Annotated in this window: 20 protein-coding genes and 3 tRNA genes; 10 read left to right on the forward strand and 13 right to left on the reverse strand. The window is 46.3% G+C overall.

Annotated elements, in window-relative coordinates; all coding sequences use genetic code 11:
- Positions 1-268: 268 nt before the first annotated feature.
- Positions 269-1,972, forward strand: coding sequence for a sulfatase-like hydrolase/transferase (locus ACJJH9_RS08945; protein WP_444924998.1), 1,704 nt, complete (start codon positions 269-271; stop codon positions 1,970-1,972).
- A gap of 55 nt (positions 1,973-2,027) precedes the next feature.
- Positions 2,028-2,984, forward strand: coding sequence for a lipid A-modifier LpxR family protein (locus ACJJH9_RS08950; protein WP_444924999.1), 957 nt, complete (start codon positions 2,028-2,030; stop codon positions 2,982-2,984).
- Positions 2,985-3,054: 70 nt separating this feature from the next.
- Here the strand turns inward: ACJJH9_RS08950 and ACJJH9_RS08955 are convergent, their stop codons facing one another.
- Positions 3,055-3,528 carry an LEA/WHy family protein gene (locus ACJJH9_RS08955; protein WP_444904684.1) on the reverse strand — a complete coding sequence of 158 codons (474 nt, stop codon included), beginning with the start codon at positions 3,526-3,528 and terminating at the stop codon, positions 3,055-3,057.
- Between the two features lie 189 nt (positions 3,529-3,717).
- Between ACJJH9_RS08955 and ACJJH9_RS08960 the strand changes: the two genes are divergently transcribed.
- The gene (locus tag ACJJH9_RS08960; protein WP_444925000.1) at positions 3,718-4,890 is read left to right on the forward strand and encodes a dipeptidase; all 1,173 of its coding nucleotides are present in this window, start codon (positions 3,718-3,720) and stop codon (positions 4,888-4,890) included.
- Between the two features lie 393 nt (positions 4,891-5,283).
- On the opposite strand, the gene ACJJH9_RS08965 is transcribed toward ACJJH9_RS08960, so the two are convergent.
- From ACJJH9_RS08965 to ACJJH9_RS08975, 3 genes are all read right to left on the reverse strand, one after another.
- Positions 5,284-5,985 (reverse strand): glutathione S-transferase family protein, encoded by a 702-nt coding sequence (locus ACJJH9_RS08965; protein ID WP_444925001.1) that lies wholly within the window; start codon positions 5,983-5,985, stop codon positions 5,284-5,286.
- 63 nt (positions 5,986-6,048) lie between these two features.
- Entirely contained in the window at positions 6,049-6,594 is a 546-nt protein-coding gene (gene sigZ, locus ACJJH9_RS08970; protein WP_252085825.1) for an RNA polymerase sigma factor SigZ, read from the reverse strand.
- Between the two features lie 366 nt (positions 6,595-6,960).
- On the reverse strand, positions 6,961-7,791 hold the full coding sequence (locus ACJJH9_RS08975; protein WP_444885040.1) for a TauD/TfdA dioxygenase family protein: 831 nt from the start codon (positions 7,789-7,791) through the stop codon (positions 6,961-6,963).
- 692 nt (positions 7,792-8,483) lie between these two features.
- On the opposite strand from ACJJH9_RS08975, the gene ACJJH9_RS08980 reads away from it, so the two are divergent.
- Positions 8,484-8,543, forward strand: coding sequence for a hypothetical protein (locus ACJJH9_RS08980; RefSeq protein WP_444885913.1), 60 nt, complete (start codon positions 8,484-8,486; stop codon positions 8,541-8,543).
- A 93-nt stretch (positions 8,544-8,636) separates the two neighbouring features.
- Here ACJJH9_RS08980 and ACJJH9_RS08985 read toward each other — a convergent pair whose 3' ends face one another.
- Positions 8,637-9,239: a hypothetical protein gene (locus ACJJH9_RS08985; protein WP_444925002.1), complete on the reverse strand. Its 603-nt coding sequence runs from the start codon at positions 9,237-9,239 to the stop codon at positions 8,637-8,639.
- 476 nt (positions 9,240-9,715) lie between these two features.
- Complete coding sequence (locus ACJJH9_RS08990; protein WP_444925003.1) at positions 9,716-10,255, reverse strand: cysteine hydrolase family protein; 540 nt, start codon at positions 10,253-10,255, stop codon at positions 9,716-9,718.
- A gap of 1,112 nt (positions 10,256-11,367) precedes the next feature.
- Between ACJJH9_RS08990 and ACJJH9_RS08995 the strand changes: the two genes are divergently transcribed.
- On the forward strand, positions 11,368-12,315 hold the full coding sequence (locus ACJJH9_RS08995) for an IS30 family transposase (protein WP_444925004.1): 948 nt from the start codon (positions 11,368-11,370) through the stop codon (positions 12,313-12,315).
- Between the two features lie 151 nt (positions 12,316-12,466).
- Here the strand turns inward: ACJJH9_RS08995 and ACJJH9_RS09000 are convergent.
- From ACJJH9_RS09000 to ACJJH9_RS09025, 6 genes are all read right to left on the reverse strand, one after another.
- Positions 12,467-12,553, reverse strand: a tRNA-Leu gene (locus tag ACJJH9_RS09000).
- A 94-nt stretch (positions 12,554-12,647) separates the two neighbouring features.
- Positions 12,648-12,721, reverse strand: a tRNA-Cys gene (locus ACJJH9_RS09005).
- Positions 12,722-13,144: 423 nt separating this feature from the next.
- Complete coding sequence (locus ACJJH9_RS09010; RefSeq protein WP_444925005.1) at positions 13,145-14,317, reverse strand: hypothetical protein; 1,173 nt, start codon at positions 14,315-14,317, stop codon at positions 13,145-13,147.
- A 507-nt stretch (positions 14,318-14,824) separates the two neighbouring features.
- On the reverse strand, positions 14,825-16,729 hold the full coding sequence (locus ACJJH9_RS09015; RefSeq protein ID WP_444925006.1) for a S8 family serine peptidase: 1,905 nt from the start codon (positions 16,727-16,729) through the stop codon (positions 14,825-14,827).
- An 86-nt stretch (positions 16,730-16,815) separates the two neighbouring features.
- Entirely contained in the window at positions 16,816-17,049 is a 234-nt protein-coding gene (locus ACJJH9_RS09020; protein ID WP_444900827.1) for a hypothetical protein, read from the reverse strand.
- A gap of 93 nt (positions 17,050-17,142) precedes the next feature.
- Positions 17,143-17,964 (reverse strand): hypothetical protein, encoded by an 822-nt coding sequence (locus ACJJH9_RS09025; protein WP_444925007.1) that lies wholly within the window; start codon positions 17,962-17,964, stop codon positions 17,143-17,145.
- A gap of 797 nt (positions 17,965-18,761) precedes the next feature.
- Between ACJJH9_RS09025 and ACJJH9_RS09030 the strand changes: the two genes are divergently transcribed.
- Both ACJJH9_RS09030 and ACJJH9_RS09035 read left to right on the forward strand, forming a co-directional pair.
- Positions 18,762-18,902 carry a hypothetical protein gene (locus tag ACJJH9_RS09030; protein ID WP_444904689.1) on the forward strand — a complete coding sequence of 47 codons (141 nt, stop codon included), beginning with the start codon at positions 18,762-18,764 and terminating at the stop codon, positions 18,900-18,902.
- A 241-nt stretch (positions 18,903-19,143) separates the two neighbouring features.
- Positions 19,144-19,220 (forward strand) — tRNA-Pro (locus ACJJH9_RS09035).
- Positions 19,221-19,718: 498 nt separating this feature from the next.
- Here the strand turns inward: ACJJH9_RS09035 and ACJJH9_RS09040 are convergent.
- Positions 19,719-20,567, reverse strand: coding sequence for an acyl-CoA thioesterase (locus ACJJH9_RS09040; protein ID WP_444925008.1), 849 nt, complete (start codon positions 20,565-20,567; stop codon positions 19,719-19,721).
- 385 nt (positions 20,568-20,952) lie between these two features.
- Between ACJJH9_RS09040 and ACJJH9_RS09045 the strand changes: the two genes are divergently transcribed.
- The 3 genes from ACJJH9_RS09045 (at position 20,953) to ACJJH9_RS09055 (ending at position 24,303) form a co-directional block, all read left to right on the forward strand.
- A complete protein-coding gene (locus ACJJH9_RS09045) occupies positions 20,953-21,630 on the forward strand; it encodes a TetR/AcrR family transcriptional regulator (protein WP_252085834.1) in 678 nt (225 codons plus the stop codon).
- Positions 21,623-22,186 (forward strand): DUF1285 domain-containing protein, encoded by a 564-nt coding sequence (locus ACJJH9_RS09050; RefSeq protein WP_252085835.1) that lies wholly within the window; start codon positions 21,623-21,625, stop codon positions 22,184-22,186. The genes ACJJH9_RS09045 and ACJJH9_RS09050 overlap by 8 nt, the downstream gene beginning before the upstream one ends.
- A 467-nt stretch (positions 22,187-22,653) precedes the next feature.
- Positions 22,654-24,303 carry a beta-helix domain-containing protein gene (locus ACJJH9_RS09055; RefSeq protein WP_444925009.1) on the forward strand — a complete coding sequence of 550 codons (1,650 nt, stop codon included), beginning with the start codon at positions 22,654-22,656 and terminating at the stop codon, positions 24,301-24,303.
- Positions 24,304-24,338: the final 35 nt, after the last annotated feature.

Raw genomic sequence — 24,338 nt, forward strand, 5'->3', positions numbered from 1 at the left:
TAGATCCCTGTTATTGCCAATCTTGTTATTTTAGGTGCCCTTCTGCATCCTGTGGGGCACCTATCCCTCCACGACTTAAATTCTTTCCACTCTGGCAGAACCGCAGGGCCTCTGTAAGTCCTGGCCACTCATAAAAACTTTCTAGTTGTCGCCACTTATAGCGCTCCTATGACACCTTTCTTCTAGAGTGATGCATTGGGGTTGTAACACTGTTAATAAAAGTATTGCACTTCCAGTCACACTTACTGAGGGAGGATGGACGGTGACAGTGAGTCAAATCTTGATCGGGTTACTGGTGTTTCTGAGCTGGATGCCTGTGCAGGCACAGATAGTACATGACGCTGAATACTATGTGTTGAAAATGCAAAATGGTGAGCGTTGGCAGCAAGAAGACTCAGAAATAACCAGGCGTTTACAGGCCCTACGGGATAAATATGGGCAGCCCCCCAACATTGTTTTCCTTCTCTGGGATGACACCGCCTTTGGTGCTGTTGGATTTCCTGCATTACAAAAAAATTTCGGTTACTCAACACCCAACTTAAATAAGATGGCCGCAGAGGGTATCAACTTTACTCGCATGTACTCTGAACCTTCCTGTACTCCAACCCGCGCTGCTGTGCTTACCGGTCGCCATCCGGTGCGTTTTGGCATGGGGGCTGTGGGGATGCCCCATGAATTTTCTGGGCTTCGTGCTGAGGAAGTAACCATTGCGGAGGTGCTGTCCAGAGCCGGGTATGCCACTGGGTTCTTTGGGAAAGGCCACTTGGGAGATATTGAGGAGAGCTACTTGCACAACCAGGGGTTTGATGAGGCGTTATTTACCCCAATGAACCAGATAACCTCTCTCTTTAACCCTCAAGCTAATGCCGTAAATGCGGTGCTGGGTATGTTTCCTGAGATATACCCTCCCGACCCTTATCGCCTGGATAATCCCGGTTTGGTTCCCACCGGTTGGGTCATGAATATTGAAGGTGAAAAAGGACAGCCTGGTAGGGAGTGGTGCGGCACTTCCAATGAGTGTTTCAGCAAGTTCGACCCCGAGGCGGAGCGTCGTACCATAGCATTCATTCGTAAGAACGCCGAAGCCAACAAGCCTTTCTTTGTGGCCTACTGGCCTAATTTTTTGAATTTTATGGCTGCCTTTATGCCCAAGCCATCCGTTTCTGGTTTGATGGTGGCGGATTCATTTCCCGCAGTGGATGACTTCGCCGGCCAGTTAATGGCGGAGCTACAAGCGCTGGGTATCGCAGAAAACACTCTCTTTGTAGCCATGGCAGACAATGGTCCCATGGTGCACAGTCCCCCTGCGGGTTGGGGTATGCTCCCCATGTTATATCGGGGAGGCAAAGGGGATTTCACTGAAGGAGGGGTAAGAGTCCCAGCCTTTGCCTGGTGGCCAGGTATGGTTCAACCCGGCCAGGTAGTGGGAGATATTATTCATATCGCCGACCTGTACACCACATTTGCCAGGCTTGCTGGCGCCTCTGAGTATATTCCAACCGACAGAGTGGTGGATGGTTTGGATCAGACTGCACTGCTGCTAAATGGCGATACCCATAGTCGTCGGGATTATGTCTTTATCTATACCGGCAACCAACTAGGAGCTACGGTAAAAGGGCGCTATAAGCGTCACTGGATAGGCGCTGGTGAGGTTGCGTCTTCAGGGATGCCAGAGGCCTACTACGATCTTTACATGGACCCGCGTGAGGAATATCCGCAATTAGTGCCTTTGATATACACCCAAGGGCAGTTCAATCATATGGTTGCACGGCATCGGCTCTTTAAGAAAAAGTATCCTGATGTGCCAAGCGGAAAGGGTATCCCCTACACCGGGCTTGCCAATGCGCGCCCTGAGACCAAAGCCATTGGCCAACGAGTTCGAGCAGTCGTGGAAGAAATGCCATTTAGCATTGAGGAATACCTGGAGTTTCAAATCCCTGGGGCCGATAAGGTTGGGGATTGGGGGCATTAATCACCGGATTTTGATCTGGACAAACTGGTTCAATCATTCGAGAGGCAGGTTAAGGGTGCTTATTAATAGAAAAAAACTTTCAGCTTCTATTGTCGGTTTGCTGTCTGTCTGCCACGCCTCAATGCTTTGTGCGGATGACTCACCAAAAGGGAAGTTACAGCTTGAACTAGTAAATGATGCACTTTTCCAGACAGACAGAGACTATACAGGCGGTTTCTTTGTTCGTTGGAGCCCTATAGGAAAGCCCTACACCTTGAGGTTTGGTCAGGAGATTTATACTCCAGATCATCTTGGTAGATCTGAACCCATTAATGAAGAGCATCCCTATGCAGGTTGGAGCTATTTAGGCATAAGATACAAATATCAAATTTTAAATCAGTGGATGATTGATTTAACACTTGATGCCGGAACAGTCGGCTCTAGAGCGGGCGCTCGCCAAACACAGAAATTTATGCACTGGATTGTCTCGTCTTCTCCCCCCAAAGGATGGGATTCCCAGGTCTTCAATGAATGGGGGCTGATGCCTGAGCTTAAGTTAGATTATCACTTACTCCAGAATGTCATATGGGGCACAAGCTATCGACTAGTGCCTTACCTTCGTTGGAAAACAGGTAATATCGTCAGGGACTTTGGTGCAGGGGTGCGAGTTTTATTGGGAAGCTCTTTACCCGCCTTTAGTGCCGCGTCCTCCCTCCTTGAGGGTGGGCGTTACTGGTATTTACAGGCTGGGTTAGAGCATAGAACTGTTCAAAGGAATGTATTGATGGAGGGCAATTCAAAGACTAAGGGAGGAGTAAAAATCTTCAGCTATGGTGTCACCCCTGAGAAGGAGGTGACGTTTGCGAATATCGGCGCTTTCTTTGGTCGAAACTCTTACGAATTCGGCTTGAATATCAGGTATAACACAAAAATTTATGAGTCCCAGTCCCATCCTGACGAGGGGTTCCTCAGTCATAACAGTGCACCAATGGGTAACTTTGTAATGTCCCTGATCCTTACCAAGCAAATTTAGCGGGTGAGTATTGAGGAGGGCAAGCAGGCGGCCCTCCACAGACCGACAAGTAGTAAATCAAGCGAAAGAGTTACCGATATTGGTTCAAGTGAATGACCCCACTTCTATTCACCTTAATTGAGGGAAGTAGTGATTTACGCAAGCCTATTTTTGCTTCTAGTTCATAGGGTATTGAGTGCTGATTTAAGTTAATGAGGTTTACAGCGGCAAAGATTGAGCCGACTATGCTAGCTGTTGCATCCACAGCGATATCATCCTGGCCGTAGGGGGCGATGGGCATCAGGTTATTTGAGGTTCCCATCAAAACCTTATGCCCACCTAGCCGCAGAGTGTAGAAAAGACCGGAGAGTGCCAATTCACTATTGTTTGGGTTGAAAACACGAAGGTGAATTCGAAATCTGAGATTATTGCCATCTCTTGCAGGAAGAGGTTCCACGGCGACCACTTCTACTTCAGGTTTTTGGAAGCTCGGTGAAAGTGCCGCACAGCCACTAAATAGTACTGTAATCAACAATATTAGAATAAATCGATAATAATTTGTCACTATGATTCCTTGGTTTTCCTAAATATTGACCTGGACACCAGATTAAGGTGATGTTGTGTGTGTATTTTGAGCGTATTGACTTTTAATTGATCGTTGAGTGTTTCCAAACCTAGCTGGCTCCTGACATGCCGCAACGTCTCAGGTTATAACCCCAATCGTGTACAAGACTACTGGCATCAGGAAATCATAATGAAGACTTGGCTTATAAGTTTGACAGCAGTGGCATTAATATTGTTCGCGAGCTGGAAATGGCTTTTGCTGCCAGGAATTGAGCGAAGTTTAAACAAGATTAGTGTTGGTGAGCCCCCTAAAATTCCCGAACAAGCTGAAGCTTTGCATAGATCACTCATTGTTGGTGATTTGCATGCAGATAGCTTCCTCTGGTCTCGTGATTTGTCAAAGGAGGTAAACTATGGCCATCTGGATCTACCCAGGGCACGGCGTGGTAATTTGGGAATGCAGGTTTTTACCTCTGTCACTAAGTCTCCCCGGGGCATGAACTTAAATGAAAACTCTGCTAGTGCTGGTGACAATATAACCTTACTGGCAATTGCTCAAGGTTGGCCGCCGCGAACATGGAATAGCTTGTTGGAGCGGGCACTTTTTCACTCTGAAAGGGCTACTAAGCTACAGGAATCTTCTCCCGAGAAATTTCGCATTGTGCGTAATGCGAAAGATCTGAGGCAAATCCTCCAGGCCCGGCAACAAGGCGCTAGCACCCTCGCAGCAATTCTTGGTATTGAAGGGGCCCACCCATTAGAGGGTGAGTTATCCAATATTGACCGCCTTTATGAGGCCGGTTTTCGAGTGATGGGATTACAGCACTTTTTTGACAATGAACTGGGTGGATCTTTGCATGGGCAAAGTGGGGCTGGTTTAACAGAGTTTGGTCGGTCAGCTGTGCAGGAGATGGATAAACGTTCAATTGTTATCGACGTAGCCCACTCCTCAGAGCCTGTTGTGAGGGATGTGTTGGCTCTGACCAAAAGGCCTGTAATTATTTCTCATACTGGCCTGAAAGGTATGTGTGATTCGCCGCGGAATATTAGCGATGACCTAATGAAGGAGATTGCCGATCAAGGGGGCTTGATCGGCATTGGATTTTGGGAAGAAGCGGTATGTGATAATAGCCCTCACAATATTGTTAAAACAATCCGCTATGCCATAGATCTATTAGGGGTTGATCATGTTGCCCTTGGTTCAGATTATGATGGCACTGTTGAAGTTTCTTTTGATGCTGGTGATTTGGGGATTTTGACCGCAGAAATGCTAAGTCAAGGGTTCACTGAAGAGGAAATTCGAAAGGTCATGGGTGAAAATATGCGAGACTTTTTCCTGAAGAACTTACCCCAAGGGGATTGAAATTTACTTTCTGAGGTTATTCGAGAGAGAGTTGTCATTCCAACCTGTAAGAACTGGATCAGAGTTATTGGGATGTATTCGGGAGATGGTGATTCTTGAAGGGCATGTGAATCACTATCCATTTGTTCGGAGCCTGACAATCTCCTAACAATTTAACTTCAACTAGATATTAATCCAGACATCTAGAAATATCTGATCTCGCATAACATTGTAACATCAAGGGTAAATAGGGTTGCTTTGACTTGTTGACTACTATGAGCTCCGAAGTAGTTGCAGTGAATAAAATGACAAGGACTAATGATATATTCGAGTTATGTAGTATGTTTGTGCTGGGTAAATTGAGACGCTTTCTCTTTGTACGCCCCTCTTTCAAGGGGCGTGCGGTAGAGAAAATTAGCAGCAACTCCCATTGGCGCAAGAGTTATCTAGATTGTGGGTGCTTGCCTTGTTACCTCCAAGAAAAGTATTTTCTGATAGGTAGAAATCTGTAAAGAGCTTTTCGAAATCTTCAGGTACTGATTTTTCTGGCAATCCAGTATTCAGAATGGCAGTTTGCCATGCCTTTACTTTTGGGTAGTCGACAATGAAGTCGTACCCGGAACGTGCTTTGATAATGGCAGCTCGGTGAAGAAGTGGTAGCCAGGCAATATCGACATTACTTAGCGTCGCGCCTTTAAAATATGGCCCCTGTCCTAAAGCCTTTTCAGCTCGCTCAAAAACTTTGCTCAGTTTTTCGCTGCGCTCAGCCAGTGTTTGCTCATCTTTACTACGCTGAGCAGAGCACTGTAGCAAATAGTTCTTTGCTGCCTGGTAACTCCAGGCTCGGTCGCGCGCACGTTGTTCTGGAGTGAGCTCTGACTCTAGAGGTGGGGCTATTTCATTTAAGTACTCAACAATCGCATCGGACTCAAAGAGGGCCTCCCCAGAATCGGTGATCAGAACTGGTACCTGGCCAGTGGGCGAGATATCCAGGAACCACTGAGGTTTATCATTCAAGCTAATGTATTCAATTTCATAGGGAATCTCTTTTGCTTCAAGAAGGGCGGTTACTCGCTGAACAAAAGGGCATATTTTAAAGCTGACAACCTTGATCATAATTCGTCCTCGTCATTGGTTTGTATTTATATGACGGAGGCTTTTTGAAAAAGACGAAACTATTTAACAATTTTTATGGTGTTTTGATTTCGGCACATAATCGATCACTGTTCCATGGCTGTCGTGAGTGAAATGGCAGCAGTCCTCAAATAGTTTGCGCAGTTGGCTTCTACCTTTTTGTACTCTGGATTTTAAGGTGGAGTAGGGGATTTTATGCTCTGTCGCATAAGATTTTTGTGACTGACCTTCCAGTTCAATAGCCTTTAGTAGAGCAGCTGACTCCTGGGGGAGCGCGTTAACAAAAGGCTCTATACAGGCTGATAACCTACGCTGCGTTTCTGAATCCTCTTCAGGTAACAACAAGTTGTCTTCGAGTTCTACTTCCTTGAGCCTTCCATTTTCACGGTAGAAATCAATAACTGTCCTGTTGGCTATCTGAAATAGCCAAGATTTGATACTTTTTTGATCCCTTACTGTATGGAGATTCCTGTGAATCTTTATCAGGATCTCTTGGAGCAGATCATCAACTGCATCGGCAGATGAAACCTTTGAGCTGAGAAAAGCTCGCAGGGCTGAACGATATTCTTTCCAAACAGAATCAATAGTCATATTTTTTATCGCTCTTGCGTTATGCATTTTTTTGACCAGCTGGTTTCAGCCACTTGTTCGAAATTAGATGATAAGAACCCTTTCGCTTTCATCTAAGTTTAGCGGCGGTGCAAGACACTAATCAAATCCAGTAGATAAGAGTCGGTTAGAGGGTAGGGCCAGGTGTGTAGAGAAATCACTAGAGGAAGGTGGAGTAACTGGATACTTCTCGGGGGTTGAGCTTTGTCTAGAAGTTGCCTTTTTTAATAGTCGCTAATGACACATACTTAACCGTTGATGATTAAAGCCCCGACCAGTGTGAGGAGGCTACCTGGGGCGCAGCCGAACCTTTTCACTGACCGGTAACTGCGACGCCCCAAACTCTGGTCAGACAGCTTCTAATGCTCTTCCGGCAAGAGTGATACGGTGCATTAGGCGGAACTGTCCCTGATAATCATTTTCGGCAGAATGCCAGGTAGAGCGGTTATCCCAAAATGCGACTGAGCCCGGCTCCCAATTGAAGCGGCATGTATAGCCATTAGTGAGCACGTGGGCAAATAGGAAGTTCAATAGAGGTCTACTTTCCTCAGGTGTCCATCCCTCAAAGCGCAGTGTGAACCCTGGATTTACATAGAGAATCTTGCGCCCGTTATCGGGGTGCTGGATTACCACCGGATGAATCGCTTCTCCAACTTCGTTGACGCCCCCTAGTTGTGATGACAAATCTGTTGATTGGTAGTAACCATCCTCACCATATACGTGGACATTGGAATGTACGGCCCTAAGTGTTTCCAGTGTTTGCTTTAGCCCATTGGAAAGACTTTCGTACGCCTTTTGTAGGTTGGCGAAGTGGGTATCGCCTCCGGATTTGGGTAATTCTCTGGCAACCAGAATCGAGCCGAGGGCTGGTTCCTGATCATAAGAATGATCAGTATGCCAGCCACCGCCTACATTGGTTTCCTGATCTTTCTCCTTGCGTACTTCAGCGATGCCTGGATATTCCTGAGTGTGGGTAAAAAACTTATTGATGACAATTTCGCCCCAGCGGCGGGCGAAGGTCAGGTGCTCCTCAGGGGATAGAGACTGGTTGCGAAAAAATAGCACGCCATGATCAGCGAAAGCTTGGCGTAGGTCGCTTAGCTCGGTACTAGATAAATTAGCTAGCTGTATGCCTTCCACGAGCGCACCACAGCCTGTTGAGAACTGAGAGATATGCATGATAGGTGTCGCATCAAATGAATGTCATCGCATAATAAGATATTCGTAAAGAGGTTCAACCTTTTGTAATTCACTTTTCCCATTGAGTTTGGCTCTATCAAAATAAAAGGAAATAAAATTAATGAGTTACAAAAATTGATATATTTTGCGTCATATTTCTATAGATCTATAGCAACTATCTCATAACGCAACTTTGATGCTAAGCAAAAAAATCTCAATATTTAATAACTTGATGTACTTCCTGAGTTCCGTGCTGGTTGCACATTCATCTGGTGCGACCTTCTCTAGAAATTACTCTGAATGGCGATATCTCCCGCAGAGTAATGGCTATCCTGCGGGTATTAGGTGCCAAAGTGGAGGTTTACAGCCTTACATGTATTCCTACATGCCTTACCCTGTGAGCCCAATTACTACAGTCGCAGCGCCGTAGTGCAGACCCCATACTCCACCGGTGCCACGGGGGTGATCGTGCGGCTGGTAAGAGAAACCATTGCGGATTGATAGCCTCCCGGCTGCCGCTTTATGAAAACGGCAGCCGGGCTAGGCGTAATAATCCCCCGTGCCCTCAGTCAGGGAAATGGGGCAGGGAAGGGGAAACCATGTAGACGATGGACCGGATCAATAAAAAGCTTGGTCACGGGACGCTGTTTCTAGTAGCCGAGGGTATCTAGAAAAAGTGGAAGATACGTCAGGTGTTTACATCGCCTGCCTATACGACTCTATGGGGAGATTTGCAGAGGGAAGTAACTTAAGGGGTGGTATAGCATTAGCTTTATGGATAAGTGTTTCACTAGATATTGGCTTTGAATAGCGAAGATGAAAAGATATAACCACTGGTTGTACGTTTAGCTGCCGATATTTAAAACTACATTTTTGTGCGGCGAATATACAGAAAGTGAGTCCTCTTTTTCGCCGATAGTAACTTCAATCCAATGAAATCCAGAAGATTCAATATTGATTGAGTGCTTGACTTTTTTATTGTTGAGATTCACAAATCCAGAAAGGGTGCAAGGCCTATCGAAATACACCAGCATAAGGTAATTGCCGCTTTCAGAAAGTGCACTAGCCTCCACGTTCTGTTTTGTTTTGCTGAAATAACCGTAAATACTTATTCTCGCCAATTGTGTGTCAGCAGGCTTAATACTTAAATTAGAGTTTTCGTTTGGTTTAGCGAGTTTCGCTATGAAAGGCAAAAATTCATGTTTTTCTCGTTTCGTGGGCCAGGCTACGCTTTTTGAATCATCAATTTTTACAAACCACAGTGGACTGTTAAGAGGCTGCCCGAAAATAGCTCCAGGGATCACCCCGAATTCTATAGATAGCTCGTTTTCTAAATTTATTGCAGAAGATAGCTGAGGATGGACTTTTGTGTAAACTGAAATACCTTCTATTGCATGCAATGTGGCTGGATAGAAGAAAATGAAGATGAAAAATCTTAAAAATCGCACTTTATCTCCTTGCGTATAATGCCTCGTATAGGGGTGGAAAAATAAGCGCAGCGTTTTGGCTGTCCCAGCATCCATCGGGAGCGATTGTGGCGGTTTGTTAGGCGCTAGCAGCGACCTCGCTATAGACAATTTTTAATGAGTCTGGTGATATGAGGCTTGGAGCTCGGTGATTCTCTGAATCTGGGCTACTCATGCGAACACTAAAACCGTGCTGAGACAAAATGGCGAGTTCCCGGAGTGATTCAACTCGAATGTAGTCTTTTTTAAAGCGAGACATGCTAGCAACATATCTACCGCACTCATGTTTATGCGGTTCAAGTACCGTTCCAGCTTCATTACCTCTAGACACGATGTAATTGATTGTAACTACTTCTGACATCGATATTTCCTTATGGGCCCCTAACGTCTCTAGCAATGGCAAATTACGGAGCCAAAGGCAGAGTAATTTGTCCGTTTGTCTAAATCTATTAGGCCTCTCATAGTACGATCTCATTGGCATTGATTGCAGTTGCTCTTGCGCTATAGCTGGTAATATTCTCCCAAGTGCAGTTATGATGCTTGGATATCGTATTTGCAGGAATAATATCGTTATCTACAGTTGTGTGGCCATCCGCTATGACGGTGACAGTGTAGCCAAGCGATAGGGCACACCTTAACGTACTATCTACGCAAAACTCACTTTGCATGCCGCATATAATTAGCTCCTGAATATCTAATCTATCCAGGTGGCCTTTGAGATCGGTGTCCTTGAAAGAGTCTGAGGCCTGCTTTCTTACGTAAATATCTGAGTCTGAGTTCTCTAGCTCTTTTGGAAGTTGCCAGCTCTCTGTCTGATACCTCAAAGCATCTGACTCAGTATCATGCTGAATATAAATGACCGGGGCACCAGCCTGTCTTGCTCGCGACGCAACTAGATTGATGTTATCGATTACCCCAAGTGCATTATATGTAGCTCCTTTACCGTGACAAAGAGCGTTTTGAACATCGATAACTAAAAGGGCTTTGCTTTGGGACATTAAGAATCCATATGTTGTTGGTCTGACAGTTACATTGTGACCTTATCACAACGACTATTATTTCATTTGCAAATATACGTCAACTAGCTTCTTCCTGCAGCTAAATTAATAGGCTGCAGCTACTTGGTACTGTAGAGACAAGTGGAAAAGTAGCCATCATGACCGCTATCAACTTTTCTAGTTATCACACGGCTCATTGGTTAGAAGGGGGGACATTTGATTTTTAAGAGTCTCCCAGAAATAACAGCGCGATGATCGAGAATTCAATTGAGTATGATTATAAATGATCCGGCATCAGGTCAGCCCAGGTTGATTTCTGCTGGTAATTTAAGGGGGTAAAAAATGTTCAAGACTAATGGCTAACTCATCGATATGCACAGAATAAAATAGGCTGTTTTCTTAGGCTGCGATTTCCCAGAAAGCTAGTAACTAAGGGGCTTGAGGGCTTCTCTATTAACTACTGGTGCAGTACGTGAGCATCTCAGTAGGGTAATGTTGGGCAATGATGACCGCAAGCAGGCTAGGGCGATAAGCGCGTGGTGAGAAAATGCTATTGTAAGAGTTATTCTGGGTCGCCCGTGAATGACTTCTTCTGGCGATGGGAGGAAAGTGTCGACTGAGGTTTATTAAGCAAGAGTCAACTCAGATTCATGAATCTCTTAGGCTGAGCCCATCCCCCTATTGAAAATTTAGGCAATTACCTCTTTTCACTCTTAGTAAATCATGGGTGGAGAGACAGAGTCGCATTTATTTCTGCTGTATACAATGCTAAGAAGTAGCGTAGCTCCCCTATTTTTTCGGGAGCAAGAGATGTTGGCTGGCAAAAAGATGGCTGAAATCTATCAGGCAAATTATGGTAGTTTGAAAATCTGGCCCATGGTTTCTTAAAGCTTACTTCAGTCAAGTGCCTTACCACCTTGTGGGATCGACGAACCATTAACATAGGTGGTATTGATGTCTAGGGGCTCGGCTATTTTACAGCTGGGATTATAAGGGCGGGCTGAATTTAAATAGAGCCTAGATTCTCACAATAACCGACACACATGGCGATAGCGAAGGAGGCCAGCTGGTTGTAGGCTAGTAAGCTTCCACACAAACAAGCCAGGAACCTCATGGGAACCCGTACCAACCAGCTGACCTTGAAAGAACGATACCAGATTGAGGTCCTTAATGGGCAGAACTATTCAGCCCGAGCCATTGGACTACGCCTCAATAGATCCAATAAGACCATCTCTCGTGAGCTTGGTCGTTACAGCCCTTACTGTGCCGAGAGTGCCCACCGTCAGGCACTGCAACGACGGCACGGAGCTGTTAAACATACCAAGCTCGACTTTGCCATGCAGGTACAAATCGACCACCAGCTAAAAAATGCAAGTCCTGAACAAATCGCTGGGCGAATGCGGCTGGAACGGTGTACGAAAGCGGTTAGCTGTTCAACAATTTACCGCTGGATCCGTCGACTTAACTGGAGGTTACGTCTACCAAGGAAAGCCAAACCCTATCGTAAACGGGCAAGTTCTGAGGCAGGCGTAAAGCTTATTCCAGAGCGCATAGATATTGATCAAAGGCCTGCGATTGTCGATGAAAACACTGAGATTGGTCACTGGGAGGGCGATACAGTTTATGGTCAAGATGGCTATCTGGTGACACTGGTTGAACGAGTCTCCAAATTATTGCTCACTCGCAGAGTCCCAAATAAGAGCAAGAAAACAGTGGGGCGGGCAATAAAGCAGATGCTGAAGCCATATCAGGCCATCTGCAAAACCATCACCTTCGATAATGGCGGAGAATTCGCAGGTCATCAATCGATTGCGCAGAAGCTAGGATGCAGAATATATTTTGTGAAACCTTACCACTCCTGGGAGCGCGGGCTGAACGAAAACACTAATGGCCTTTTGAGGCGCTTCTTCCCAAAAGGAGTGGGAATTGGCAAGATACCCAAAAGCCGTATTGATGACGCAGTGTTTCGAATCAATACTCGACCTAGGAAAGTACTAAATTACTTGAGCCCGTTGGAATTTTTGGCGGGTAAACGTGTGTCACTTATGTTGGCAATCTAGGGAGTGATTAGGGGAGTAGGAGCACTTTTGAATCAAGAAAACGATTTCTACTCTCTCTGCCTTAAGTTTTGAGAAAGAGTTTAGAGGTTCTGAAGGGGTGCACAAAATTTGTGCCAAGAGATATTTCGTTTTTTGATTCTAACAAAATGTGTGGTGCCCGGGGCCGGACTTGAACCGGCACGGCCGTGAAGCCGGGAGATTTTAAGTCTCCTGTGTCTACCAATTCCACCACCCGGGCAGCTCCTTTGCGAGGCGGGAGTTTAGCACTTTTGCTCTTCCCTGGATCCTCACGTTCAATGCAGTTCACAGGATTCTGCAATGAAAAGGAAAAATGGAGGCTAGGGTCGGAATCGAACCGGCGTACACGGAGTTGCAGTCCGCTGCATGACCACTCTGCCACCTAGCCTTTGTTCCACATCGTGTGTGGATGAGAACGCTGCGAATTCTATCTGATAAATCTGAAAAATCCTAGCGTTTTCTTATACTTACGTGCCCTTGGCTGCGTAAGTGGGCGCTATTCTATGGACTATCAGAGATTAGTCAAGCGTTGTTTTCAACAAATTGTAAAACTTGAGGAAAAAAGTCTGGAAAGTTCACGGATGACCTTATGGCAATAGACTTAATAACTTTTAGTACGGTTGCCAATGAAGCTATTTCCATTTGTTCTTAATTTATTGGAAGGGTTGCTGGCAATCCATTGAGGGTGTTCGATACTGTCTTTATCTGGCTAACATGTCTCCCCCCAAACGTGTTATGCAATGCCGGTAGGGCACACCAGGATGGTATTTGCCCGTAGTGTAGCAAGGATGAAATCCTCCAAGTTTCACTCCTAATGGTCTTGGCCCTGACGCTCTCCCCCCCCGTCGTCAGGGCTTTTTTTTATCTGTTGTTTGATGTCCTTAGAATTATTCTCGGTGAGGTTTTCTAAGGCCAGTGCTTTTACGGGTCTACCAGCTGCTTGTTCTGACAGCTTTCGAAAGCGTTCCAAAGTAACTTCGCCACGGGTACTCGCGAGTGCTTTCGCAACCTCATCGATACTGGCTTTACCGTCGCTCGCTTCACGAATCTCTTTATCGAGTTCCAGCATAACTCCCGCTGCCCGCGCTGTAACTGGCCCTGAGGAGCGTTTCACCAATAGAGTGGGGGCCTTTTTTCCCCAATTAATCAGTTTATCCATTGCCTCTTGGTAGCGGTCATCACTGATGCCACCAGTTCTTCTTAAAATTTCAAGGGAGTAAAATTCTGCAAGGCCCTCCACAATCCAGTCACTCTGGTCATCTCCATGGATACCTGTTCCGACATGTACTAGCTCGTGGATCATGCTACTGGTGCGGTTTCCACTGATCAAAGGCCGATCGGCATGCATAAATAATGAGCGCGTCCCGGATAATCCCCCTCGCCACATAGGGTCATCAGCGGTAACGATCAATAAATGGCCTGGAAATAGAGGGAAGATTTTTTTAAGTTCTGGCAGGTTCCAATTGAGAAATGCAAGAATGTCCTGTCGACGGATATTTTGCCCCTTAGGGCCGGAAATTCTGGTATCTGTGTTGGCAATCAAATCCTGGCGGCTGCCGATCTTACCAACAATCATCCATCCCTTTGGTCTGACAAAACGTCGCTTTTTGTCGGATACTTGATAGAGATTTTCTTCGATTTGAGGGTAGGGCAGAGCGGAAGACCAACCTTCAGGCATCTCTAACTTCAGGCGGGTATCCGTGGCCCGTCCTCGGCTAGTAGCAGAAATTGGCGGAATTAATTTATCGCTGCGTAGAATTGCCCAGTCTTTGGTAATGCGTGAATCATAACCACCGTTTTTCCTTTGGTTATTGATAACAAAACTATAACGGAGTTTTGCCTCGTTGCCGGCGGTGTGCCATATAGCCTTTCCTTCCTTTTCTTCCAAAGGCTGCGCGCTCTTCAGGTCCTTATAACGGCCTGAAGCCAGGTTCAGGGTTAGCTTACTGGGTACGTCTTCACCGCTCAGAGCTACCTCAACCAAGGCCCTCTTACTCTCAGGGTCGATTTTTGCCGTGTATAAGAGCTCATATGCCCTAGAAACCGGTGAAAGGATAAGAACAATCAAAGACAAAGAGAGAAGTTGTTTACGCATCATTATCTGGCAGAAAATCCAACAAGTTCCAATTTGGACAATGAGCAAGCCTACAGGTGCCGACATGTCGCCATCAAGCAAATGAGTCACGGCACCTGGGTTTAATCATTCGTTCCGGCGCGTCTAGTTAGTGCATGTAGAAGCAGCTTTTACTATCAAGTCGGATTAAAGAATACACTTATAAAGGCGTTATCAATGTAAATGGTATACCTAAGCACAACCCAATATGTCACTAGAGGTTGTGTTATGTAGAAAAGCGCCGCCGAAAAATGTTGATAGGGGAAAGGGTGGTTGATTTTTATTCAAGCTGTGTATAGGGAAAATGGCCCATGCGCAAGCATTGAGGGATGACGTAGATACAGAGGCCACAGGTTCCCGTGGCCTCTGTGGATGTCTCTACCAATAACGAATGGAGCGTGGATCCATAAAGGGCATTCCATAGGCAAAGGCGAAGCCGTCTGGGAAAGTACCCATCACTGGTTGTTGGGGGGGCATTCCGCTAACCTCTGCCCCGTAATAGGCCGGGACAAACTGATGGCCGGACCAGTTTGCTGCAGCCCCCGCATACCCTTGCATTGGCGGCACGCTATATCCGGTATAAGGAGAAGCGTGTGGGCTTGTGGGCTGGGCGGCAGATACACCAACACCTTCGGTTTTTGCCATTTCTTTGGCTGACTCGAATAGAGAATCAATACCAAATAGCCTGGGAACACCGGCTCCTACTCTATCTGCCCCAAGATTCATTGGTGATGTTAGTGTTCGGATCAGTTGGAAGAGGCCGGTTGTACGCGAAATATCACGCTGTCTGAAAGTGGTTTTAAATAATGGGTGGTGGGCAAGTAGCAGGGCAGCCAGACCAGTGATATGAGGTGCTGCCATGGACGTGCCTGACTGTACATCAAATCCTTTATCTGGCACCGATGACACAATACCCACTCCCGGAGCCGCTACTGATACCTCTGGTCCATGGCAACTAAAGGTGGGTAAGAAAACACCATCTGCAGTAACGGTTGATGGAATAACGGTTTGAGCATCCCAGGAGTCTCTTGGGAATTCATTGAGCATTCCTATCGCCCCTACAGCCATAACATTGGGGGATCTTGCAGGATATTGAACAGGGCCGCCAGAATTGCCAGCGGCAACAACGCAGGCGATACCATGTTGCACGGCATCTTCAATTTGCTGTTCAACGGCTTCTGATGAATCTGTGCTCCCCAGGCTCATATTGATTACATCGATACCTATTTCAATGCAGTGAGCGATTGCATCAATCAGGCTACTAAATTGGCCGCCAGGGAAGACTTTAAATACATAAATTTCGGCTTCTGGTGCAAAGCCACGTATAGCATCAGTCCCAGAGGGTTGGCCGGCAATGATACCTGCGCAATGGGTTCCATGTCCGACAATGTCTTCTGCCCAGCTTTTGCTGTCGTAATTATTAGTGACATCAATGCCATTTTTTAGATGCGAGAGTATTGGATGTTGGTTATCGGCCCCCGAGTCAATGATGGCGATCTTAATACCTTTACCGGTATATTCATCGGGAAGTTGATCTAAGCCCATGTACTTTTGCCCCCAGCCATAGGGAGCGTTATTTGGAAAGCTGGGGATTGCCTCGCTTAGTGAGTGCAATTTGACCAGGTTTACTCCTGTCAGAGAAAGTGAGGGACAACGAATATATTTATTCCAGAAATCTTTAGAGGGGCGGATAAGAAGGGATTTGATCTGGGCCCCGCCACTCTGGGCGAAAATATTGATTGCCACCTCCCCTTTGTTGTTGGTTACGCCCTCTTGTGGGAAGCCCGCACTTTCTACAATTACTTGAGCATCCCGAATCGGTTCACCCTTTGAGCCGACCACTCGGAGCCGGACTTGTTGGGCCTTAGCATGATATTCACGCAAGAGACCGGGTTGCTGGGCAAAAATTGCAGTAAAGCTTGGTGCAAAATTAGCTTGCCCATAAGAAAGTAATGAATCCAGTTCAACGGCAATATTGGGAGGGGCCGTTTGGTAGAGAGTAGCGGCAGCATCAACATCCATACGCACTTTGTAGATATTTGTTGCTTCATCGGCAGTTGAAAGTGTTTTTAGCTTTCTACCTGGCCTAATTTCGCGAAGCACTTCACAACCGGGCTGCCTGGCAATAGTTGAAATTATATTGTGCATTGAGCCAGCGTTTAATAGCTGGACTCCCATAGACTTGGCCACTTGGCTCCGGCGGGGAGAAATAAGTAACTCGACCTTCTCTGCAACCTCGACCGAAGGTTCTCCTGCGGCCTTTTCTTGTCGGGATTCAGTCATGTTTGTGTTCCTTCGCTTTCAGTGCGGTGCTGACTTTTAGCGTGTACTTAACGTCCGAAAGTAATGAATCGAGAGGGTATTCAATATTAGCCGATTGGCTGAATAGGTCTGTCTGGATCTATGATCACTTTCCCGCCTAATTTCCTTCTTAAGTTTTCAACTGCATCTGGTGTAGCTCGTAGTGTGACATTGCTTTTGCGCAAGACGACTTCTTTCACATCTGGGCAATTTTTTGCCTCGCGTGCCAGCTCCTCCAATTCTATGGCGGTAGCTAATACCTTGCGGTTAGGGACAGCCACATACTGCTCAAATTTTTTCATTATTTTTCTCTGATAACGATCAACTTAAAGAATGCCGGGGCAAGTTATATAAAACTGGTGGCGGAAAATCCGCCACCAAGAATCAGTGTTTGATTAGTGTAAATAGGATTGCTGCTGTAGGGGTGAGTTAGGCTGCTGCATGGCCTGGAATGGATATGCCTGGCCGATACCACTTAAATTTTGCAATCCTTGATATGGAGTCTGTGGTATTACCTGAAATGGCAATGTATGGCCGATACCCGTCATTGGGTTCATCATTTGAGCAGGGAGGGTTCCCAGCTGCTCTTGAATCTGGGGAACAGGGGTAAACTGATTTAAATAGGGCTGTGTCGTTAATTGTGGAACGAACTGAGGCATGGCCTGGAATGGCAGTAGCTGACCTAGTCGCGCAACATTGTTGAGAAGTTGGCCCTGTGGGCCACCAATGTAGTTGCCAATTACCGGAGCAGCGCGGTTTATCAGTTCTCCTAGGAAACCCTGGGGCGTATATTGTGGCGCAGCCTGGAAAGGCAGTAACTGACTGAGGTTATTCACAGCATTCACAAATTGGTTTTGGGGGGCACCCAAATAGCCCCCAAATTGTTGCGCTGCCCGGTTGATTAATTCTCCAATATATCCCTGAGGAATGAATGGCTGGGTAAGTTGAGGCTGAATTTGTGGTAATGCTTGGAAGGGAAGCAATTGACCAAGACCGCCGAGGGAATTGATCAGCTGGCCTTGAGGTCCACCAACAATACCGCTAATTAATGGCGCCGCCCGACTCACCAAATCACCCAGGAAACCTTGGGGGCTCAGTTGTGGTACAGCATGATGAGGGAATATATTGGTGAATCCTGCGACTGTGTTGATTGGAGGAATAGCGTAGTTAAGTGGCTGTCCAAAAGTCCCTTGAGCGTATGCATATGGCTGGTACATGAACGTACTCCTTGAGTAGGCCTTTATCGATATAAAAATCTATCGTCCAGGTATTTCATGGTTTCTGGGTTGAGAGTATTGAGACTTGATAAAGCCCCATTAACAATTTGACCAGCTAGAAGTAAATCAGGTGCCAATAATAGGGGGAATGCTTTAAGTGTCGGGTATCCAGCTGGCTGAGCAGAGTATAGAGAAGCTTTCGCAGTGTGCTGGAAAAGTTTAAGAATTTTTTGTGGCTAAAATCGGTTGAATATAAAGGCGTGAAAAATGTTTGTACCTTTTTAAAAATGTAACGTTTTTTAGCCGATAATTCACTCAGTTTTCTATAAGATGCAGGCCGTGTTGATTCTAAACTTATACATTGTATTGTTTGGAGGAGGCGATGTATTCATCCCCGCTCAAAAGTTTCAGGGTGTGACTTCAAGTAGGCAATCTTATTTAAATTCCTCCTAAATAATAATCATAAAGCATTTCTTCTTTTCTGAGTTGTTTTATGTGTAAGCTAAAAATTCTTCTCTATGGAATCAATGTGGGGTAGGGCGGAGGGCTTTTTTATTCTGCATGTTTCACATGGATCTTTATCAATCTATTGGCTTCGCCGGGTTTAATAGCAGCAGGTAGTGCTGAATGAAACTCTATGTGTGCTGTGAAAAATCTTGGTGCAGTTAAAAAGGCGTAGTATCCAGGATCAAGGTAGAGGTCACCTGGTATCAGGCTACGAATAATGTGATGGACACCCATTAACTTGGAAGGCACTTAAATAGCGGTTAAAAGAATGCACTTATAAAGCCGTTAACATGCTGTTAGTTTCAAGCAAGTATCATCTATATCTGGTCACCAGTGTTGAGGTGAGTGGTATCTACGAAGCAGATGATGCCCTGCAATTGCAGGAGTCCATTGCTCACCAAGTGCACCGCATGCGGTATTTGCCGAAATGAAGGAGCGAAATCAGCAGGAGTACACTATTGATTGAAATATATCCAAAATAAGACTCCCGAATGGGCAAGCCGGTTATTTCAGAGGGGGCGATAACATAAAGCCAAAGATGTTCGTATAGCGGGGAGAGATAAAGCCTTCAAAAGCCATAAAGTAAGGTGGTTGAATGCAAAATGTACGAAGATGAAATTTGCGTCGAAAATACTTGACCGATAAAAAGTGGGCGCGTAGTATTCGCGACCTCGGTGAGTAGCGCAGCCTGGTAGCGCACTTCGTTCGGGACGAAGGGGTCGGAGGTTCGAATCCTCTCTCACCGACCATTATTTAAAAAGCCCGCATGCTGCGGGCTTTTTTGTGTCTGTCAGCTTGCTTCTTTTCTCCTGAGTATTTCTAGCACCAACTTTCCACATGGTTCAAAAGCCTTATTAATAAACTCCGGTTATTGTGCTTGAGAATGGTCTGTACTTTTTCCATTTTTTGCTCTTATGGGGCAGGGGTTAAGAGGGTGCCCCACATGTAGATGAAGGTATTTTCGCGAGCCCCTAAAGCGAAATGGCTCCATACTTCTCACACTTCTTAAAAATGCAGAGTGGCCTGTTACGTATCCTAAGAAGAAAACCGCCAGCTTATGTCGGCGAGATCGCCAAATTGGTAGCGATTGTCTTTGTGGATTAGAAGGGACTATTCACCCGTGGAGATCCTGAAGCTATTTATTAGATTTTCAGGTAAAAGGTTGCGCCGCTCATTCCCGGCTGGGCTATCTCTACCGATACAATGAGTGGCGCTTTCTTGTCTGGCTTTCGTTATAACCTTTCGACTTAGCTTTTAATTTGTCGAATGAGGCCTTCTTGTGCGGTAGAGGCTACCAACACGCCATCGCGGGTATAGATCTGGCCGCGGGTAAATCCACGTGCACCACCGGCAGACGGGCTATCAGTGACGTACAAAAGCCATTGATCGAGACGGAAGTTGCGATGAAACCACATGGCGTGGTCAACGCTGGCTGGCATCAGGTGTGGATGGAATAGGGAAATATCATGTGGCTGCAGAGAGGTGCCCAGTAGTCCCATATCAGAGGCATAGCAGAGTGCTGCTCGGTGCTCGATAGGGTCATCAGACATTTCGCCCTCTGCACGCAACCAGAACATACACTTGGCTTCTCGAGTTTCGGCACCAAAGTAGCTTTGTGGATCTACTGGGCGGAAGTCGATCATATAGCGACGCTGGTCATACTGCGGGCTAACGAGGCCAGCCTCCAGAGCCAGTTCCTGAGTGTTTTTTAAGCTTTCTGGGTCAGGTATGTCCACAGCAGGCATGTCGGCCTGATGATCGAAACCAGGCTCCTGGATCTGGAAAGAGGCCGACATGTTAAAGATCGCGCGGCCGCGCTGTTTGGCCACAACGCGGCGGGTGGTAAAGCTGCCCCCGTCACGTATTGGGTCCACCTCATAGATTACCGGTAGCTCGCTTGATCCAGGGCGTAAGAAATAGGCATGTAGGGAGTGTGGCAGGCGATCCTCGACGGTACGGGCGGCGGCCATCAGGGCTTGGCCAAGCACCTGGCCCCCAAAGAGTACTTTTCGATAATTTTCGACGTGATGGCGACTGCGAAAGAGGTGACGATCCAGCTCTTCGACGTCGAGAAGTTTGCTCAGCTTTTCCAACATGGACGACTCTACCTGTTACCTATAAGTGATAGTCGGGTTTGCCTGGGCTGGCATTGGAGGCCTGCCCAGAAGAGCGATAATAACAGTAGATGACGTAAAGGCCATTATTAGTCATTAATTTTGCATCAAGTTTCATTGGTGGCTGATGGTTCACTTAGTTGAGCGCTTTGCGTTAGCAATGTGATGTCATTCATGGCGAAAATGATGGCTAACTTGGACCTTAAATGTCGTATTAGGACAAAATTTAGGCGGGCTGCTCTCTCTTTGGGCGTATTTTCTAGGCTAATTTCCCGATTCTCTTTTCCAAGCGACTCGAATTGCCTATCATTCATGAATGAATAGTCAATTTCAGTCCCCAACATTACGGGCAGAGAAGGTCGGAAGTATGGATAAGGCAAAAGAGAAGGTTCAGAGGTTTCGCGCGCGTGAGCAGCGCATCCTGGATGCGGCTCTGGAGCTTCTGCTGGAGCATGGTGAAGAGAAAGTCACGGTTGAGCAGATTGCTGAGCGTGTAGATATAGGCAAAGGCACCATCTACAAGCACTTTATCTCTAAAACAGAAATCTATATGCGGCTGCTGATGGACTATGAAAAGTCCCTGGCAGAGCGCCTGAAGATCGCAGTAGAGAATGCAGAGAAAGGCGACATTACCGCGCCCGCCCGTGCCTACTTTGAGTCCCGTATGGCTGATCCTGGTAAGGATCGCCTCTTTCAGCGCTTGGAAGAAAAGATTATCTCTCTCAATTTGGCGCCTGAGATGATCTCCGAATTACACGCTATCCGTAACTCCAACACCTCGGCTTTAAACCGAGTATTTGAGCGCAGGATAGAGCAGGGGATGCTGAAAAAAGTGCCTGCCTATTTCTATTACTCCACTTACTGGGCCCTAGTGCAGGGCGCAGTAGAGCTCTATCACTCCAAATCCTTTGCCGATGTGATCGAGGATCGTGAGGGATTGATGGAGTTTATTATGGATGTGGGTGTACACATTGGTGATACCTCACAGCGTAAACCCATGGAGAGCGGCCATTCTGGCGACACGGCGGGGTCCTCCTTTGGCTGAGCCACTTTTTCAGCAACTGCAAAAGTTGCAAAAGGAGTTCCACGGGCACCCACCGGTTGACCGGTGGGACCCGGATTTCTGTGGCGATATGGATATGGTGATCAAGAGTGATGGTCGCTGGATTCATGAAGGAACCGAAATCCGCCGCCAACCACTGGTGAAGTTGTTTGCTAGCATTCTGAAGAGGGAAGGGGATGAGTACTTTCTGGTCACTCCTGTCGAAAAGCTGCGAATACAAGTTGAGGATGTCCCCTTTGTAGCTACTCAGGTTGCGCGCAGTGCCTCAAAGGGTGAGGAGCAGCGGCTATTATTCACTACGAGTGTGGGCGATGTCATTGAGCTGAATCAAGGTAGCAATTGGCAGCTTCAAGAATTCGGCACACCTGCGCAGCCAGTCCCCTACGTAGAAGCCCGAAATGGCCTAATGGCCAGGGTGTCCCGTGATGTCTTCTACCAGCTGGTAGATTGGGCAGAAGAGAGAAGGCTGGGGGAAAATGGTTCTGGGCAGCTGTTTATACGCAGTGCGGGTGGCGAATTTCTTTTGGGTTCTTATTAGCAAACGTCCTTTTCTAAACCTGGGGTTGTTTTCTATTCCCCCAGGTTTATCTAACTATTTAGATAAGCCCCTCTTGAAATCACCTTTAACGTAAGTTCTCCCTAGATTCATAACTTTCCATATTTTTTTGAAGCCTTTGTAGACTTGTGCAATTGGCAAGATTTAATGGTTTTTATATTTCTTTCATTTTTCTGAAAGCGTATGTAAATCCAAGGGAAATAAAAAATACAATTAAATGTAAAGTTCAAGTATCTAGTGCAAAAATTACTGAAAACATATAAAAAGTTAACAAATTCGCAACACGCCGTTTCTACACTCCCCTCCGTTCTATTCGCTTAGGCGTAAAAACAAACATAGTGTTCAGGCAGTCAATTATTTGATTTCAAGTTTTTATCTATAAGTGAAAATCTGAGGTCAATATTCATAGGCTGCTCATATTTTGGATATTAATTCCTTTAGGGGGGAGTATGAAGCGTATACAAAATCGAGTTGTCCTGGCTGCCGTAATTGCGGCTTTATTGGCGGGTTGTGATGGTGGTGGTGTCAGTGTTGAGCCTAAGACCGTAGATAATTCAGTAGATAACTCTGTTGATAATTCTGGAGGCGGTTCTTCAGAAAACCCCTGTGCAATTGTTGAAAGCTCTGGTGTGCAAGGTACCTATGAGAGTGGTAACTGCCGATATGGAACCGATTTTGTTTCTGCATCCAATCCTTTAACTGAAGATTTGTACCTCCCGGCGCTTTCAGAAGGTGGAGCCCATATTTTTGATGGTAGTCTTTTTGTTGGTAAAAATTTCTCTAGTGATGCCGACTTGCAGGCCGCTGGTATCACCAAGGGTGGAGATAGCGTAAAGCTGGAGATACAGGCTGGGACAACCGTTGCGTTCAAGGATAACTCGGCTTTTATGGTCGTGAATCGTGGCTCGCAAGTTTTTGCCCGTGGTACTGAATCCGCACCAATTACCTTCACTTCTGAAACTGATGTTCGCGGCACTGTGACTGCTGATGCAGTATCCCAGTGGGGTGGAATGGTTATCAATGGTTTTGGTGTTACCAATAAATGTAAATATAAAGGCTCTATTGGCAGCGGAGATTTGGTCTTGGATGGAGAGTGTCATGTTGCTGCCGAGGGGTCTACTGATGATAACACTTCATACTACGGCGGCGACAACAATGCGGACAACTCTGGTGAGCTTTCCTATGTCGTCGTAAAACATACTGGAGCCTTGGTCGCTAGTGGCGATGAGCTCAATGGTATCTCATTTGATGCGGTTGGAAATGGGACTGTGGTAAACAATTTGCAGGCTTATTCCACTTTTGATGATGGGATTGAGTTCTTTGGTGGTGCGGTAGATATTAATAATTATGTTGCTCTTTATGTGCGAGATGACTCAATCGATATTGACGAGGGTTACCGCGGAAGTATCACCAATGCCCTGGTGATTCAGAGTGAAAATGATGGCAACCACTGTATTGAGGCAGATGGAATCGGTTCTTATAAAGACACGATTGATTACACCGCACTGATTAATCAAGGGCTTAACAGTCGCCCTATGATTGATGGTCTGACTTGTATCGTTTCTGCTCAAAAAGAAGGTACGCATGATCCGGGTGCTGGGTGGCGCTTGCGTGAGGGTATTTACCCAATGATTACTAACTCAATAATCGTTGCCTCATTTAAAGCTGACGAAACGGCTGATGATGGTAGCAACTACTGTTTACGTATGGAGAGTGCTCAAACCCGTAACGAAGCGACCTCCGGAACAGAGCTAGCCTTGACCTCAAACATTTTCGCTTGTGAAGATCGCACTAAAACCGACGAAGCTTCATTCGATTTAGTGGCCTGGGCTGAAGATAATGGTAACCAGTTTGCTCCGATTTCTGGTGCGGTGAGCCCAACCATCGGTATTGATACCAATTTTATTTTGCTAGACGGAACCCCTGCAATCTATACGGTAGCTGCTGATCAACAGCGCATCAATGATACCGCGCCTACTGTAACTGCGTTTGAACGCGCATACTTGGGTGCCCTCGATATAAATGGCACTGACTGGACTCAAGGTTGGACTTACGGCCTTCACCAGGGCAACCGGGCACAGCCTCTCTGGTTTGAATAATTAGCTTTAGGGATTGTTAGGAGTATTTCTCCTGA

Source organism: Microbulbifer mixtoriginis (SeqCode), from assembly GCF_052466715.1.